The sequence below is a fragment of the Scytonema hofmannii PCC 7110 genome, assembly GCF_000346485.2.
Lineage (GTDB): Bacteria > Cyanobacteriota > Cyanobacteriia > Cyanobacteriales > Nostocaceae > Scytonema > Scytonema hofmannii.
In genome coordinates, this window is the sequence record NZ_KQ976354.1 from 3,917,377 (window position 1) to 3,932,503 (window position 15,127).

13 protein-coding genes are annotated in these 15,127 nt (G+C 38.7%); all 13 read right to left on the minus strand.

The window, feature by feature from the left end:
• Positions 1–47: 47 nt before the first annotated feature.
• The 13 genes from WA1_RS15975 to kdsA all read right to left on the minus strand — a co-directional run bounded on the left by WA1_RS15975 (position 48) and on the right by kdsA (position 15,028).
• Complete coding sequence (locus tag WA1_RS15975) at positions 48–1,238, minus strand: glycosyltransferase family 4 protein (protein ID WP_017746439.1); 1,191 nt, start codon at positions 1,236–1,238, stop codon at positions 48–50.
• A gap of 90 nt (positions 1,239–1,328) precedes the next feature.
• Positions 1,329–2,201 (minus strand): beta-1,6-N-acetylglucosaminyltransferase, encoded by an 873-nt coding sequence (locus WA1_RS15980; RefSeq protein WP_017746440.1) that lies wholly within the window; start codon positions 2,199–2,201, stop codon positions 1,329–1,331.
• Positions 2,202–2,327: 126 nt separating this feature from the next.
• A complete protein-coding gene (locus WA1_RS15985; RefSeq protein ID WP_017746441.1) occupies positions 2,328–3,572 on the minus strand; it encodes an O-antigen ligase family protein in 1,245 nt (414 codons plus the stop codon).
• A gap of 51 nt (positions 3,573–3,623) precedes the next feature.
• Complete coding sequence (locus WA1_RS15990) at positions 3,624–4,820, minus strand: glycosyltransferase family 4 protein (RefSeq protein ID WP_017746442.1); 1,197 nt, start codon at positions 4,818–4,820, stop codon at positions 3,624–3,626.
• A gap of 29 nt (positions 4,821–4,849) precedes the next feature.
• Positions 4,850–5,992: a glycosyltransferase family 4 protein gene (locus WA1_RS15995; RefSeq protein ID WP_017746443.1), complete on the minus strand. Its 1,143-nt coding sequence runs from the start codon at positions 5,990–5,992 to the stop codon at positions 4,850–4,852.
• On the minus strand, positions 5,993–7,270 hold the full coding sequence (locus WA1_RS16000; RefSeq protein WP_017746444.1) for a glycosyltransferase family 4 protein: 1,278 nt from the start codon (positions 7,268–7,270) through the stop codon (positions 5,993–5,995).
• Positions 7,257–8,312 carry an NAD-dependent epimerase/dehydratase family protein gene (locus WA1_RS16005; RefSeq protein WP_017746445.1) on the minus strand — a complete coding sequence of 352 codons (1,056 nt, stop codon included), beginning with the start codon at positions 8,310–8,312 and terminating at the stop codon, positions 7,257–7,259. The genes WA1_RS16000 and WA1_RS16005 overlap by 14 nt, the downstream gene beginning before the upstream one ends.
• Before the next feature lie 399 nt (positions 8,313–8,711).
• Positions 8,712–9,815 (minus strand): glycosyltransferase family 4 protein, encoded by a 1,104-nt coding sequence (locus WA1_RS16010; protein ID WP_017746446.1) that lies wholly within the window; start codon positions 9,813–9,815, stop codon positions 8,712–8,714.
• Between the two features lie 47 nt (positions 9,816–9,862).
• On the minus strand, positions 9,863–11,098 hold the full coding sequence (locus WA1_RS16015) for a glycosyltransferase (protein WP_017746447.1): 1,236 nt from the start codon (positions 11,096–11,098) through the stop codon (positions 9,863–9,865).
• A 24-nt stretch (positions 11,099–11,122) separates the two neighbouring features.
• Complete coding sequence (locus tag WA1_RS16020; protein ID WP_017746448.1) at positions 11,123–12,346, minus strand: glycosyltransferase family 4 protein; 1,224 nt, start codon at positions 12,344–12,346, stop codon at positions 11,123–11,125.
• 86 nt (positions 12,347–12,432) lie between these two features.
• A complete protein-coding gene (locus tag WA1_RS16025) occupies positions 12,433–13,650 on the minus strand; it encodes a polysialyltransferase family glycosyltransferase (protein WP_017746449.1) in 1,218 nt (405 codons plus the stop codon).
• An 8-nt stretch (positions 13,651–13,658) separates the two neighbouring features.
• Complete coding sequence (locus WA1_RS16030; protein ID WP_017746450.1) at positions 13,659–14,189, minus strand: KdsC family phosphatase; 531 nt, start codon at positions 14,187–14,189, stop codon at positions 13,659–13,661.
• 23 nt (positions 14,190–14,212) lie between these two features.
• Positions 14,213–15,028: a 3-deoxy-8-phosphooctulonate synthase gene (gene kdsA, locus WA1_RS16035; protein WP_017746451.1), complete on the minus strand. Its 816-nt coding sequence runs from the start codon at positions 15,026–15,028 to the stop codon at positions 14,213–14,215.
• Positions 15,029–15,127 lie beyond the last annotated feature (99 nt).

The window sequence follows — 15,127 nt, forward strand, 5'->3', positions numbered from 1 at the left end:
CTAAGAGAGTAAACAGTAAGCTTTGGAGTAACAAATAAGCAATATCCTCAAGCTGACTTTTTGTTGGCAATTTGTTGATAAATGTTCATCAACTGCTGATAATTAGCTTGGGGAGTATACTTAGCTTCATATGTTTGACGAGCATTCTGACCCATAGCAGTTCTTTTTTCTGGATGAGTCATTAACCATTTGATTTTGGCTGTTAAATCTGTTATATTTCCTGCTTCAAAATGGCAACCAGCTACGCCATCTTCTACAATTTCTACCATACCACCTAATTTAGTCACTAGTACGGGTAGACCACACGCAAAAGCTTCAGCGATTGTTAAGGGAAAACCTTCATACCAAATAGAAGGAAAGACTAAAAATTGTGCATTCTGCATCAGATTCAATACTGTTGGCTTATCTTGAAATCCCAAGAATTGAATCGCTTTGTCAGCATTAGCATTTTTAACCTTTTGTTGCAAAGTTTGGCGTAAAGGACCATCACCAACAATTTTTAGCGGTACGCGTAAATCATTTTCTATGTAGGCATCAATTAAGACTGAAACTCCTTTTTCTTCAGATAATCTGCCTACAAAAAGTAAATAGTCACCACGTTTTTCATTTTGAGTTAGAGAATCAGGAGCAAAAACAAAATTTGGTTTTATATAAATCTTGTCCGATGGCAAGCCAGCCGGAATCAATTTCTCTTTTTGAAATTGGGTAAAGACAATATAGGCATCTACCCGTTCACGCCAAGTCCCTCGCAGTCGATGCCATGTAATCATAGCAGTTACAGCAGAACTTTGCAGGCGTGAGTTGCGGTAGCAGCCATGTGCAACACCTTGCCAGGGTATTAACTCGCCAATACAATCTTCACAAATTTTGCCTTCACGAAAAGGCATTGCTTTTGGACAAACAAGTCTGTAGTTGTGCAAAGTTTGTACAACAGGTAACCCATTTTCTTTACAAGCATCATAGACTGAAGGAGACAGCAGTGGAAAAAAGTTGTGTACGTGAACTACATCAGGACGAAAATGCTCAATTTCTTGGCTAACTTGTTGTTTAGCAGAATGTGAGTAAATTGCGTTGATACCAGCTGTCACTTTATCCCATGGATTTGTAATGTCTTTATTACTAACTTCTAACACACGTATTTTGTGACCGTTTGCCTCTAGTAAAGACTTTTCAGCCTGTACTACTCCATCTTCTCCACCTGCTAGTTGATAGCGGTTATGTAGCACTAGCACTTTCATAAAAATCACCTTTTTATAATTGTATATTGACGCTCAATATACTTATTTTATTAGGTAAAAAGAACTATAATTCGTCTTTTTACTATTTAGTCAATAACATTGAAAATCTAATATTTTTTCATCAATTAGATTCAAAATTTTTGAATTTATCACTATATCAAATTTTCTAGCAAAAAAATGTGAGGCTTTGAAAAGCTTATCAAAATCATCTTCCTCTAAAATTCCTGGAGGAGTAGGATTGTGTTTTGACCAGTCAATATACCTGTAATTATTATTAATAGTTCTATCCTTAAATTGAGAATTGAGAATAATTGTTTGAAAGAAGATCTCATCAGGAACATAAGTATATTTGAAATAATTCACAAACTGAGAATTAGATTGAACAAACTGATTAATATAATTCAAGCATTCTTTTGACAAACACCACCACTGGCTACCTCCATATGGCTCAAATCCATAAGGAAATTTTCGCTTGAGAGGAATGTGAAAATGGTTTCCGCGAAAACGAAAATGCCAAACATTAATTCTTTTTAGGGCTGGATAGTGTCCAAGCTCCTTAACCCACTTATTTTTTGAATACAGTGAGAAAAAATCTATAAATTCTTTTCCTTGATTGTCTTTTAAAAATTTTTTAAATTCATTCACGGGCTTTATTGGGTAATCTTGCCCTGAAAGTAATACAGAATAATCAAAGTTTAAATGTAGTTTAAATATTTGTTGGATTCCTTCAAGGGTGGCATTGACAATATTAAAATCTCCCCAATGAGTTTTATATCTTTTTAAAAAATAAATATTTGAAAAATGCTTGAGTTTTTCTATGAATTGATTGTAAACTTCAGGTTTTGTGTTGCCATCAATATGAATAAAAAAGAAGGCTTCATGAGAAGCATTATTTAATCTTAAAATTAAACGAGTTAGTTGTGTGGGATTCTTATGTGCAAGAATTATATAAGCTATTCTCATGATTCCTCATCTTCGCTTACAAAACTGTTTGACGTAGAGAATGTTTTCAAATCATGAAATCAAAGAGGTTTAAACAAACAGAAATTTTTGACCAAGTTATATTTAATGACAAAAAGCTCCTTACATTTAAGTCACTAATTTTCCTAAATTACCTGATACTAAAGACCAGTCACGATCTGAATTAATTTCCTTTCTACGGCGACTCCCATTTCCAATGGAAGCTCCTACTAGTATGCCTAATGGATTCATTGAAAAAATGTATACTACCACGTTATCACTTAGCATTCCTAATGCGACAGCTACCAAAGCAAGGAAAGCAGCAAGGTGAATATGAGCAACCGTTCTATCGTTGCGGTCTGCCCACTGCCAGTTTTGCCAAGTTTTCGCCATTAATCCAAAATATCCCAGAAACCATAGGAGCGTACCAATTAAACCGTAATCATGAAAAATTCTTAAGTAATCGTTATGTGGGTGATCGAAAGCGGGACCAGCAGCTTTGAGAGCGATTGTAACAGAACCTGGTCCTTTACCAATCCAAGGCGATTGCAATGCTGATTCGTATGCAATTGGCCAAGCTGCACCTCGTCCAGCTGTATTGATTTTGACACCACCAACAGTAGCATTATCCCCTACGTCTGTAAAACGAGCTCGTATTGGTTCTACAAATGTAAATGCTAAATACGACACTGTAATTATGAGACATATAGTGGCAATCAAACGCACCCAGCCCTTAATGGTTGTTAAGGATATTTGAGATAAGGGGAATAGAATTAAACATATGATTGCTGCTGTGCGGGAAAAACTAAAAGCGATCGCGATTGTCGTGGAAATCGACCACAAGAATCCTCCCGGTAAGCGATATCGCCACCATGCCAAAAACCAAGCAAGCCCTATAATAGCGAATAAGGCAAATGAGCGAGCACCCATAATACTGCTCGTTCCCGGACCACCTAAAACAATACTTAGCCCGTAAAGCCCCACTGATATCTGAGCCGCTCTTGTGAAAGTATGGCTGATATACTCTGGGGGATCAAAGGTGCGGTAACTCTGTGTAATACTAAGTATCGTAAATCCTACAAATGCTAAAAATACTGCTTGGTTCTGAATTGCATTAACAATGGGCAAACTAGATTTTGAAGAAAACCAAAACCAAATGATGAGGTTTGATAAGATAAAGAGTACCAGACATGATGTTGATAATACAGCTTTAGGCATCCTAGAGCGAGAAAGTACTAGAAACCAACTTGCTCCAGCTAGAAGTATGGTCAGTACACCTTGACTGCTGATTGGACCAAAGCTAAATTTACGGGTTAGATCTGTCAGTCCGCTAAGGATAAGGGTTAGAGATAATAAAGTCTTGTACAAGTTCATATTGGTCTGCGCTAAGTTGGAGCGTAATGCATACGTATTTCTGAAAACTATTTAGGTGACAGTACTATTTAGTAATATGCAGTTTGTGACTTTCGCAAGAAACTGTGCTGCGGTCTCTGGAGTATGTTCAGCTATAATCTGTTTGGAGTTTCTCCCAAAAGAGGCAATTAAGTCTGGAGTACTGATGAATTGATACATAGCATCGGCTACCTCTTCAGGATTGCGCGGATCGAAAAGGTAGCCATTGTGTCCGTCAAGCACTAATTCAGATGCTCCTGCCCACTTAGAGCATAAAATGGGTTTACCGTAAGCCATACTTTCCAGCACAACCATTCCCCAGGTATCTTCTAAAGTAGGAAGGATAAAAACATCTGCTAGTTGAAAATATTCTCCTATACGACTATAGTCAACCCATCCTATCCACTTGATGGATTGTTCTAACCCATAGTCCTTACTCATATTTTCCAACTTCTCTCTGTCAGGTCCTTGACCAATAATCATTAATGTGTAGTTGCTGCATCCTCGTTGTTGAAGAATTTCACAAGCTTTGAGTAATAAATGTAGACCTTTTCTAGGAATTAACTGTCCTACAAATAGAAATATAGGTTGCTGTAGCTCTTGCTGATTCAATTCACTGTTTTCTGCTAACTTTGACATTGCCTTAGCTGTCGGTACTTCATAGGGTCGAGCAAAAGTGCGAGTTTGCTTAGCACCCAGTATATCAATTAAATAAGCCTTACCTGCTTCGCTATTGGTAATAAAAGCATCAGCAAACTGAACCATCCTCCTGCGGAAGAAGAGGCGAATTGGAGAGTTACGAAAGTCTACATTTGGCGTACTACCTTCATAAGCAATAATCACTCGCCATTTGGTCAGTAGCTTAAGCAATATTGCCAACAAAGTCCATGCCGAAAAACCGTTTGCAAAAACTATCTGTGGTTTAAATTTCAGAAGTTTCCCTATAATAGCGGGAGAAACATACATAACACCACGGGAGTATGATTCTTCTGATTCAGTTATGGTCAATAACTTCATTTTTCCCACTAACTCTACCTTGAATGAATTCTCATATCCCGAAGCAAAGCCAGTCCAAAAACCCGTATATATAATCGTCTGTGGAAATATTTTTGTAAATTCGCTAAATAAAGGGTGCCAATAATTACCTCCTTCAATAGTGGGAAATACCCAAGCGACTCGAGGGGATTCTACTAGTTTTTCTAACTCGTTTTCTCGCTCTGAACTAATCATATTTACTCATTACTAGTAGTTGATTGACCTTAAACTAAGGATGATAAAACAGTGTGCCAGCGTTCTACAAAAACAGTTTTATTGTACTCAGAAGCCTTATGGTGTGCTGCTACACCCATTTGCAGTAGTCTTTCGCGATCGGTAAGTGCAACTTTTAATGTTTCTGCAATGCATTTTGCATCTCGTTCAATCAACCACCCATTAACACCATTTTGTAAAAACTCTTCTACTCCATAGACTTTCGTTGCAATAATGGGTAAGCTAGCAACAGCAGCTTGAAGAGTCACTAAAGGAAATACTTCATAGTTTGATGGAAAAACAAATAAATCAGATAGCCATAAATAAGGGCGTACATCTGATTGAAAACCTAAAAAAACTACTTTTTCGGCAATTTCTAATCTATCTCTAATTGCTGCATATTCTTTAATTTCACTGTGATTACCACCAACAATAAGTAGTTTTGCCTGAGGATTTTTTAGAATTGCTAAAGCTTCAAGTAATGGCTTTAAACCCTTGCGATCAAAGTCACCTAACGCTGCAAAAACAAGCACTACATCCTCTGAACTCAATCCTAGCTTTGTACGCATTAATTGGGAATCAAAGGTTTGAGGGCGTGTAAAGTGCTCAACATCAACTGGGTTAGGAATTCTTTTGATTTTCTTTTCGAGCAAGGAACCGTAGACTTGAGTTAACTCATTAGCCAGCCCTTTGGATGGAACAACAATAGTTTCGGCATGAGTATATGCTTTGACTTCTTGACTGGCATTAAACCGTCTGTTAATTGAACGAGCGAATCTTCTTGGAAAACTGGCTTTATTTGGAAACCGTTTCAAGTATGCTTTATGGCAAAAATGTGCATAGCAAATATCACAGTTAGGAAATTCTCCTTCAGTACCTATAACAATTTGAGGTTCACCTTCAACGCGAACGTAGTTTCGATAGTACTGAGGTGCAAGCCAATTAAATGCCATGAAGCGGAGAAAAACAGGTTTTTCTGGGAGTGGTACTCTAATCCATTTAATTCGATCGGGTGCTGGATTTTCAAACTTGTCTGCAAAGACTACAAATTGATAGTCTTCACATAACCCACGAATCATTTGGAGAAGACAACTTCCAATCGGGCTATTTGAAGTGACACACAAATCAAAAATAGCAACTGTTTTTTTACTCATTTACATATAACTAAAAATAGTACTGGCAAATTGTTCAACTGTATTTTGCTCGGCTAGAAGTTTCATTTTATTGCGATCGCAAAACTTTTCTGGAGTTTCAAGTAAAAACTCAGTTAACCCTCGAGCAATTTCATTTGGTACAGTTGAGTCAACTGTTAAACCAAGCTGGTGGCGGCGAGTAATTTCTCCCATCAAACCATAATCTGACGATAGAACAGGTTTTTGAGCCGCCGCCGCCCTAACCAAAATAGCGCTCATTCCAACATGACGTTGGTATGGAGCCAGTATGACATCTGCTAGCTGGAAGTATGTTTGAATATCACGGTCAACAACGAATTGGTTACAGGTAATAATTTGCACTGGCAAAGACTGAGAAAGATGAGCAATTTTAGCTCGAACCTGTGATTCTATCCCAGAATCGATCGGCCCAACCAGTAACAAACAAAGTTTCTGACACACATTCGATGGTAAAAGAGAAACAGCTTCTAGTAGCTGGTGTAGCCCTTTACGTTGATTCAACCCGCCGAATAAAAGCAAAACTTTCCGGTCAGCCTCAACACCCAAACTATGACGCAGTTTCTCTGGAGGCATTGTTGAGGTGTTGTTATAAATCTCCACTGGGTCTGGTAGATATACCATGTTCGCAGCAGTGTTGAACTGGTTCAAATGTTTCAACACAAAAGGGTCTAAGCATAACAAAGTTTTTAACTGTCGATGACGCAAAACCAAAGATAGCAAGAATTTTTCATAAGACTGCTGCAATCGGTCTTTCCAAGTGGGCTTGTAGTGTTCAAAGTCATCGTAGTGGAAGGTCGGTCTGAAGTAGATAGCGGAGAAAGAACATGGAGATTTTCCACCAAAAGCTATAGGAATTTGAAGCGTATCAAAGTACATTAACAAACAATGAGTTGCATTGAGTGCTTTAGCGTACTTGCGGCATAACTTCCACTCTTGAAAAAAATAAATTTTCCTGTTCAAATAACTTGACTGAGGAAAAAAAGCAGTTTCTTCTGCAACACTTATCGGAACAAAGTTCACCCGGTCTTGACCGTATTTTGAAGCCAAGTTAACAATATCAGTATGCCGTTGCATGAACTTGGGTGATACGACAACATCAAGGCATCCCGGACCGCCGCGTTCACCCCAGAAGTTAATCAGATGCTGAATATAACCAGGATGATGACCATCTGTTGCAAGGTTAAATAGCATAATCTTGCGATCGCTTCCGATCTGGTTGCGGTCAATCCAGAGTGTGCTGTTTTGACTAAGTTCTGGCATACTGTTCCTCTTGAGCGACTACGATTTCCTGAAAAATCTCCTTGATACTCAAAGTAATTCCCCATTCTGGGAAATGTGACTTCATCTTGCTTAAATCAGAAATGTAGCAAATGTGATCGCCAATTCGGTTCTGCTCAACATAGACCCAATTCATCTTGCGGTTTGTCAAGCTCTCAACTAGGTCAAACGCTTCAAGGATTGATACGCTATTTTCACGTCCCCCACCCAAATTGTATACTTCGCCCGGTTTGGGATTGCGTCGGAATGCTTCAAATGCTTGAATGACATCGTAGCTGTGGATGTTATCTCGGACTTGTTTACCCTTGTAACCAAAAACTTTGTATGTACCGCCACTTACTGCTACCTTCACCAAGTATGACAAGAAGCCGTGCAATTCTACTCCGGAATGAGAAGGTCCGGTTAAACAACCTCCGCGAAAGATTCCTACTTTCATGCCAAAATAGCGACCATATTCTTGAGCTACAACATCAGCTGCAGTTTTAGAAGCCCCAAACAGAGAGTGCAAGCATTGGTCAATGCGACAGTTTTCTGATATACCGTTGAAATCTTCTGCTCTAGCGTAGTCATATCGTTTGTCTTTCTCAATCAATGGTACCTCATTTGGAGCATCACCATAGACCTTGTTAGTACTCATATGAATAAAGACAGCTTCCGGACAGAACTGTCGCGTGGCTTCCAGTAAATTTACTGTACCCAAAGCATTAACTTCAAAGTCCAAGAGCGGAATCTGACAAGCTTTATCGTGAGACGGTTGAGCTGCACAGTGAACGATCAGGTCAAAAGGATTTTCTTTGAATAAATCAAAAATACTTTGGCGATCGCGAATATCTATATTCTTGTGTTCAAAAAACTGAGTGTTGTCCTTCAAACGATGAAGGTTCCAAGTCGTGTCTCCTTGAGCACCAAAGAAGGTAGCACGCATATTGTTGTCCACACCAACAACATGATGACCCTCTCTATCGTAATATGCAACAGCTTCAGAGCCAATTAAACCACTTGAACCCGTAACTAGTACTTTCATTTGCTTTCTCTATAGTTTCAAGACTGCATCTACTTTGAACGCGGTGGATTGCTGCCCTCAACTTGAGTCTTAACCTGTGATTTATCTTTTCCCTTGTAATTTATTCTATGTAAACTTTTGCTATCAGGACTATCCGTGAATTTATAAAGTATCTTTACTGATAGTTTACATTGACCATATTTTTCTGTTACTCCCTTTCCGCCAGAAAATTACCTATTAAAAAACTGCCAAGACGCTAAGGACGCCAAGAAAAAGAAAGAACAGGATCGGTAATTTTACACTGGGAAGGGAGTAGTGTTATCTAAATATTGTAAAATAAATCACTGCAAGTATCTTAAGAGGGTTAAGATTAAAGCTTGTTATTTTGAAGGATGCAAGATTCTAACCTCCCAGATCTTCTTATAGTAAAGAAGAATAAACTAGCCCTGTTTGCTTTGCACATTTTTCCCATGTAAAAAGTTTTACTCTTTCTTTCCCCAGCGTGACTAAATCCAAAGCTCTTTGTTCTGAGAACAAAATCTTTTCTAACGCTTCGGTAATGCTTTCAGCTTCTTCAGGGTCGAAGAACTCAGCTGCATTGCCAACAACTTCAGGTAAAGAACTCTTGTTACTGCAAGCTACCGGGCAAGCCAGTGCCATTGCCTCTAAGGGTGGAATACCAAACCCTTCGTAAAGTGAAGGGTATACAAAAACGGAAGCATATCGATATAAAGCTGTCAGAGCCGTATCATCACCAGAAAAGTATAAAACTTGTTCTTCAGTTAATCCTAATGCAGCCATTCGCCTTAATTCGTCACTGGAAAATGAACCTCCACCAAAGCACACTAAATTAAAGTTATTTTTTATTTGATCGGAAGTAGCGTAAGCTTGCAACAGACCTTGAAAATTTTTGTATCCTTCTCTAGCACCAACATAAAGAATATACGGCTCAAGTTGGTGAATGTTATCATGTTTCGTTTTAAAGGGTACAGCGACTCCATGATAAACAACAGATATTTTTTCAGAATTAACATCTAATATTTCCATCAAATCTTTCTTAGTATTCTCAGAAACGCATATAATCCGATCGGCTCTTTTTATGGCCTCAATTTTTTCAGTCGAGGTGCGATATCCTGGAAAAAAATGTGGAAATTTTTCATGCAGCATATCGTGAACAGTAGCTACCACTTTGACTTTACGGGAAACTATTCTTTGAGGATAGTAAAAAGTTTGATGTATAATATGTGGTCTATTTGCTGTAAGATAAATCTTAGAAAGATTACTATTGAAGCTTCTAATTAAATTTCCCGTTTTTGGTATTTTTGGTATTTGATAACCAACAACAGTATTGGCCTTATTCTTATGCAGGGCTTTCAAATATTGATTAACGTAAGCCATTGCCAAAATTTTGACATCAAAATTTTTATCCTCAGCCAAATGATTTACAAGCTCACAGATATATCGTGATATTCCTCCATATTGCTGCCAGCAAAAAACTTGATAATCATACACAATTTTAATCATAGAAATTCTCCTAAAACCAGTTATAAGTAGCTCATAATTAAAAATAGCTAAATAGCCGCTAAAATTTTTTGAAAAGACAGAGTTACTTGCTCTAAAGAATGTAAATGGCAGTATCCTTCAAAGTCCGGTTTGATTAAATGAAAATTGGCTTTTTTTAGATTGAATAAGCAACGTAATGCTTCAACATACTGTCTAACATTACTCTCTGCAATGGTTAAGCCTAATCTAAACTTTCGTACCCTCTCACCTATACAAAAATTTTCACTCGCAATAACCATTTTTTTAAAGATGGCTGCCTTAGCTAGCATATTGCTGCTGTAAGGAAAATTTTCATAAACTACAGATAAAACATCACATTCCTTAACCAAAGCATTAAATTGTGCTTCATCAGGAATATGTTGAAAGTGGAAAAAGCAGTTGTGGGGAGGCGATTGAGCTAAATGACGAATTTGCATTAATTCCTCAGGAAGAAAGGCATATTCAGTCAATGAACCAACAAAAATAAAAAACCAATCTTCAGCGATTGACTGTTCGGCTACTTTTAATAGCGTCAAAATACCTTTACGTTTGCTTTGAGAACCTAATGAGCCAATGATTTTCCGACCTTTAGCCTTTTCTCGAATTTGCTGAATAATGGAGTAATTGGTATCCGGCGGTGATTGGTCTGCAAAGTCAGGAAAAACAACAACTGGCTTTTTGTTAAGTTTGTTCTGCAATTTGTCAGCCACACCTTCATCTAGTAAAGCGATGGATCGACAATAAGAAGATTTAAGAACTGCATCTGGATTAAGAGGACCGAGACGAACAAAGGATAACCTCTGTTTGACACGTAAATGTAGAGGTCGAAAATAAAGACCAGACCAATTGTAAGGAAATATTTTATTAACCAAATGGTGTGTTAACAAAGGAGATAAGTAACTGTCAATCCAAGGAAAAAAGACGAGATCTGGTGTAAAGCCAATTTTCAGTGATGCATTTTGAAGAGCCTCAGCAGCATATTTCCAGTATGCGAGTGTAGTAATAACTCGTCGTAATGGAGAAATTGAGTAAAATGAAGTATCGAACAGCGAGGTTGAAGGTATTTCTGGTTCTTGCGCTGTAAAGGTGTAAAACTGTTCGATCTGATTTGGGCAATGTGAACTTACCCATTCATGCAATTTCTTAGGTTCTGGGCAAAAAGCTACAACTTGATAACCAAGTTCAAGCAAAGTTCTGGTAAAGAACCTAAAGTAGGTTGGATGATGTCCATCCCAACAAGAGTCAAATAGGGCGATAGCTTTCATTTACTTTTACGTAACTGCATTATTTTAATGTCGCAGAACTTGTTGATATAGCTGTATGTAACGACGAGCTTGTAATTCTAGAGAGTATTCTTCAAGAGCGATCGCCCGACAATTCTGGCGCATACACTGGCGCAAAGAATCATCTTCTAACAGCTGCACAATCCCGTTACAGAAATCATTGGCATCCTCTGGTGTCGCTAAGTAGCCGGTGATATTTGGACGCACGAGATCGGGAACACCACCGATTTTAAACGAAACCATAGGAGTCCCACAAGCCATGCTCTCTTGCAATACAAGGGGGAGGTTATCTGCACGGGTGGGAAAAACAAACAGGTCAGCAGCGGAATAAGCTAGGCATTTGAGCCGATCGCTACTAATGTAACCTAAATTTATAGTTGCCATTCCTACTGATTCAGAAATTGCTTCTCCACCATCACCCAAAATGAGCAACACAGTTTCTGTTTTTAAAGACTCAGGTAACATACGCAGAGCTGCTTGCAGCAAGTCGCTTCCCTTTCTACGATCTGTCAAAACCTCTGCTGCAAACATCAAAACTTTTTTGCCATTAGGGATACCAAGTACAAAGCGGCTCTTTTCTGAATCAAGAGGCTGATAAACTTGCGTATCAATACCATTAGGGATGTGATAAATGGGGAAGCGATTGAGCATACTTTGCCTCACCTGCTCTGTCAGCCATTGACTGAGCGTTACAATTGCCAATTGGCTTTTACTGTAAACCCAGTTTTTGAGCTTCCACTCCAAGTGAGTATTATCTCTAGGAATTTTAGGGTCTGTATCTGGATAAGGGCATTTACCACAACCTATTTTCCAGCGCTCGCAATCAAAGCTATAGACACAGTGACCTGTAAAAGCCCACATATCATGGAGAGTAAAAACAACAGGTTTGTTTTCAGTTAATAATGGAATCGCCAAGTAGTTAAAATAGCCAGTATGTAAGTTGTGGAAGTTTAAAACATCTGCATTTTGAAAAAAATGGTGTTTTGTAATCTCAAAACTGCTTATCTGATGGATGTAGTTCAAGCCAAGACGCCAAGTGACGCGGCTGATTTGTTTTTGAATGAATTGGAACCTCTCTGGAACAGAAGCTACGCGATCGCTACTGGTTTTCACTTTACCTGCTAGCAAACGAGAGTCAATTTTCTGTGCTAGCAAACCTTGATGGAGACGGTAACCAGCAATGGCAGCTCCACCAGAGATATCGGACTGATTGATATGCAGAACATTCATATAGATAGTTTCATTGCCTCCACAAATAGAGAATCAATCTTACAAACTTTATTTTCCAATACTGTTCTGCTACTTTAATAACAGGATTATGCAATTGCTCTAATTGCTGCTTCTAAATCTCGCTCATGTTGCAATCTTCCATGCACGTAATTTTCATAGAAAGCATTGCTTGTCACTTGCTCGCCAAAGCCAATGATACTGGGAACATTAAATAACAAACTGAGTGACAGACATGCCGAACTAACAGCAAATACCTGAATTGGATTTATTGGTGTCAGGTCTGGCTTTAGAAAAGCCTCCATGAACAAGACTTCAAAGGGAAGAAAAAACAGGCTGGGTTTTGATAGAGTTATGACTTCTTTGTACAAGTCGGCTAATTCATATTGCAGTTGGCCAATTTTAGCTTCGTTATCTCTGGGATGGGGCTTGATGACTAAAATAGAGTTTGGCTCTATCTCTTTTGAGGTTAAAAATTTACGATAAGCAGAAATCTCTACGTCTACAGACATCCGATCTGCTTCCGAGAAGTTAGAAGTCAGCAGTATCGAAACAGGAGCATCAGTAAGTTTTGCTTGCAAAAAAGCAATATACTCAGTCTCGACCAAACCTCGCAGCTTTTGAAAAGTTTCTAAAAGTGCCTCTTTCCCTGCAACAATAGTTTTCATGGGAGGTGATTCTCCCATAATATTGGGTAACACAAAATAACCTACATCAAAATTTACATTTTTGAGAATTGTTTTAATACGTAGGTTATGTTGTATATTATTAATTGTGTTTATAACACTCCATTTGATATCCCTCAAGATTTTAGGTGTTTTTGATGGCTGGGCTGCTCCAAAAATAGCAGTCGCATTCTGAGAGAAGTATATGCCAATGCTATCCCCATAACAAATTTTTTGAGCTGGTTGATAAGCATTGATTAGCAATTGGTTCCCAAACTGCCAATTCCTGCATAGGTAAATTTCATCAGCCGATTCAACTCCTACTAAACTATGCACTAGCTTGAATATCTCTATACAACCCGTACAGTTTAGTTTGTCTTTAATTTCTTGGATTTGCTGTGGAGTGATATGCACTATTGCTTTCCAAGTACATACGAAAGTTGCCATTTTCTGAATTAAGGCAACAAACGCGTCTGTTTGCTCTAACGGAGCATAGAGGTCATAGATAACCAGATAGTTTTCATATTCACAGCCAAGGTGTTGCTGCTCTTTTTCTTGATAGCTGAGTACTGATAGAGCAGTCACTAGCTGTATGGTACCTTGACACGTTATGACCCGTTTGATGATTTGGCGACTGGTCATTGTTTTACTTAGGAAAGTCCGACTTCAACAACTTCTGACTTAATCTTCAATAAGAGATCGCAAATCTCTCGGACACATCCCATACCTCCATTTAATTGAGTGACGTAGATTGCACAAGCTTTGTTCTGCGACATCGCATCAGCTACTGTCAAAGGACAACCTACGACACGCATTATAGGTAAATCAACAATGTCGTCACCAACATAAGCAACTTGAGACAGGGATAAACTCAAATCCTCACAAAGTTTTTTGAGGACTGTTAACTTGTCCTCAATGCCAATAAAGGCGTACTTAATACCCAGCTTTCGAGCTCGATGCAAAGTGGCATTAGAGGTGCTTGTAGTAATGATAGCGACCTCAATACCAGCCTGCATCAATAATTTAATTCCCTGTCCATCCTTAACATTGAACTTTTTTAGTTCTTCTCCGCTGTCTGTATAATACAGCCCCCCATCGGTCAGAACACCGTCTACATCTAGTGCAAGAAGTTTAACTTGAGATAAACATTCGTGCAACTCAGAATTGGAACTGTTGCTCATTTTATGTTAACTAGGGAAAGTACCTATACAGTATTACGTATGTTCAGTATTGATTTCAGGATTTCTTCCAAATTTGATAGCGGTACCATATTTGGACCGTCACTTGGAGCAACATCTGGGTTTTCGTGGACTTCCATAAACAGGGCGTCAATACCTACGGCGGCGGCGGCTTTGGCTAGGTAAGGTACGAACTGCCTTTGTCCGCCAGATTTATCTCCTTGTCCTCCTGGCATCTGGACGCTATGAGTGGCATCAAAGACTACGGGATAGCCTAGCTCTCGCATTTGGGGAAGCGATCGGAAATCTACTACCAGTGTATTGTAACCAAAAGACGTTCCTCTTTCCGTGAGCAAAATATTCTTAGCTCCCCCAGCTTCTAGCTTGCGAACAACATTTTTCATATCCCAGGGAGCAAGAAACTGACCTTTTTTCACGTTCACTGCTCGACCTGTAGCCGCCGCCGCCACTAGTAAATCTGTCTGACGGCAAAGAAAGGCTGGAATTTGCAAAACATCCACTACTTCAGCAACAGGTGCTGCTTGGTAACTTTCGTGGATATCAGTAAGCACTGGCACACCAACCTTGTCTTTGACTTTTTGCAGGATTTCTAACCCTGTATCTAAGGTTTGTCCTCGAAAAGAGCTAATTGAAGTCCGATTGGCTTTATCAAAAGAAGACTTGAAGATAAAGGATATTTCTAAGCGATCGCATACCTTGCGAATCTCTTCTGCCATTTTCAAGGTGAAATCTTCAGATTCAATAACACAGGGACCCCCTATTAAGGCAAACGGGCAACCATCACCAATAGAGAGATTATCCGCAATTTGTGTGTAAGCCATAACTTTACCTTTTCTCTCAAAAATCCTTCTTTATTTAATATTAATTTATTCTAAGTTTTCATCCTAGAGGATAAATATTTTTTTGGCACTAGTAGAAAA

Excerpts from the sequence above, each read along its gene's own strand:
- WA1_RS15975 (WP_017746439.1), bottom strand. The coding sequence starts at position 1,238 with ATGAAAGTGCTAGTGCTACATAACCGCTATCAACTAGCAGGTGGAGAA.
- WA1_RS15980 (WP_017746440.1), bottom strand. The coding sequence starts at position 2,201 with ATGAGAATAGCTTATATAATTCTTGCACATAAGAATCCCACACAACTA.
- WA1_RS15985 (WP_017746441.1), bottom strand. The coding sequence starts at position 3,572 with ATGAACTTGTACAAGACTTTATTATCTCTAACCCTTATCCTTAGCGGA.
- WA1_RS15990 (WP_017746442.1), bottom strand. The coding sequence starts at position 4,820 with ATGATTAGTTCAGAGCGAGAAAACGAGTTAGAAAAACTAGTAGAATCC.
- WA1_RS15995 (WP_017746443.1), bottom strand. The coding sequence starts at position 5,992 with ATGAGTAAAAAAACAGTTGCTATTTTTGATTTGTGTGTCACTTCAAAT.
- WA1_RS16000 (WP_017746444.1), bottom strand. The coding sequence starts at position 7,270 with ATGCCAGAACTTAGTCAAAACAGCACACTCTGGATTGACCGCAACCAG.
- WA1_RS16005 (WP_017746445.1), bottom strand. The coding sequence starts at position 8,312 with ATGAAAGTACTAGTTACGGGTTCAAGTGGTTTAATTGGCTCTGAAGCT.
- WA1_RS16010 (WP_017746446.1), bottom strand. The coding sequence starts at position 9,815 with ATGATTAAAATTGTGTATGATTATCAAGTTTTTTGCTGGCAGCAATAT.
- WA1_RS16015 (WP_017746447.1), bottom strand. The coding sequence starts at position 11,098 with ATGAAAGCTATCGCCCTATTTGACTCTTGTTGGGATGGACATCATCCA.
- WA1_RS16020 (WP_017746448.1), bottom strand. The coding sequence starts at position 12,346 with ATGAATGTTCTGCATATCAATCAGTCCGATATCTCTGGTGGAGCTGCC.
- WA1_RS16025 (WP_017746449.1), bottom strand. The coding sequence starts at position 13,650 with ATGACCAGTCGCCAAATCATCAAACGGGTCATAACGTGTCAAGGTACC.
- WA1_RS16030 (WP_017746450.1), bottom strand. The coding sequence starts at position 14,189 with ATGAGCAACAGTTCCAATTCTGAGTTGCACGAATGTTTATCTCAAGTT.
- kdsA (WP_017746451.1), bottom strand. The coding sequence starts at position 15,028 with ATGGCTTACACACAAATTGCGGATAATCTCTCTATTGGTGATGGTTGC.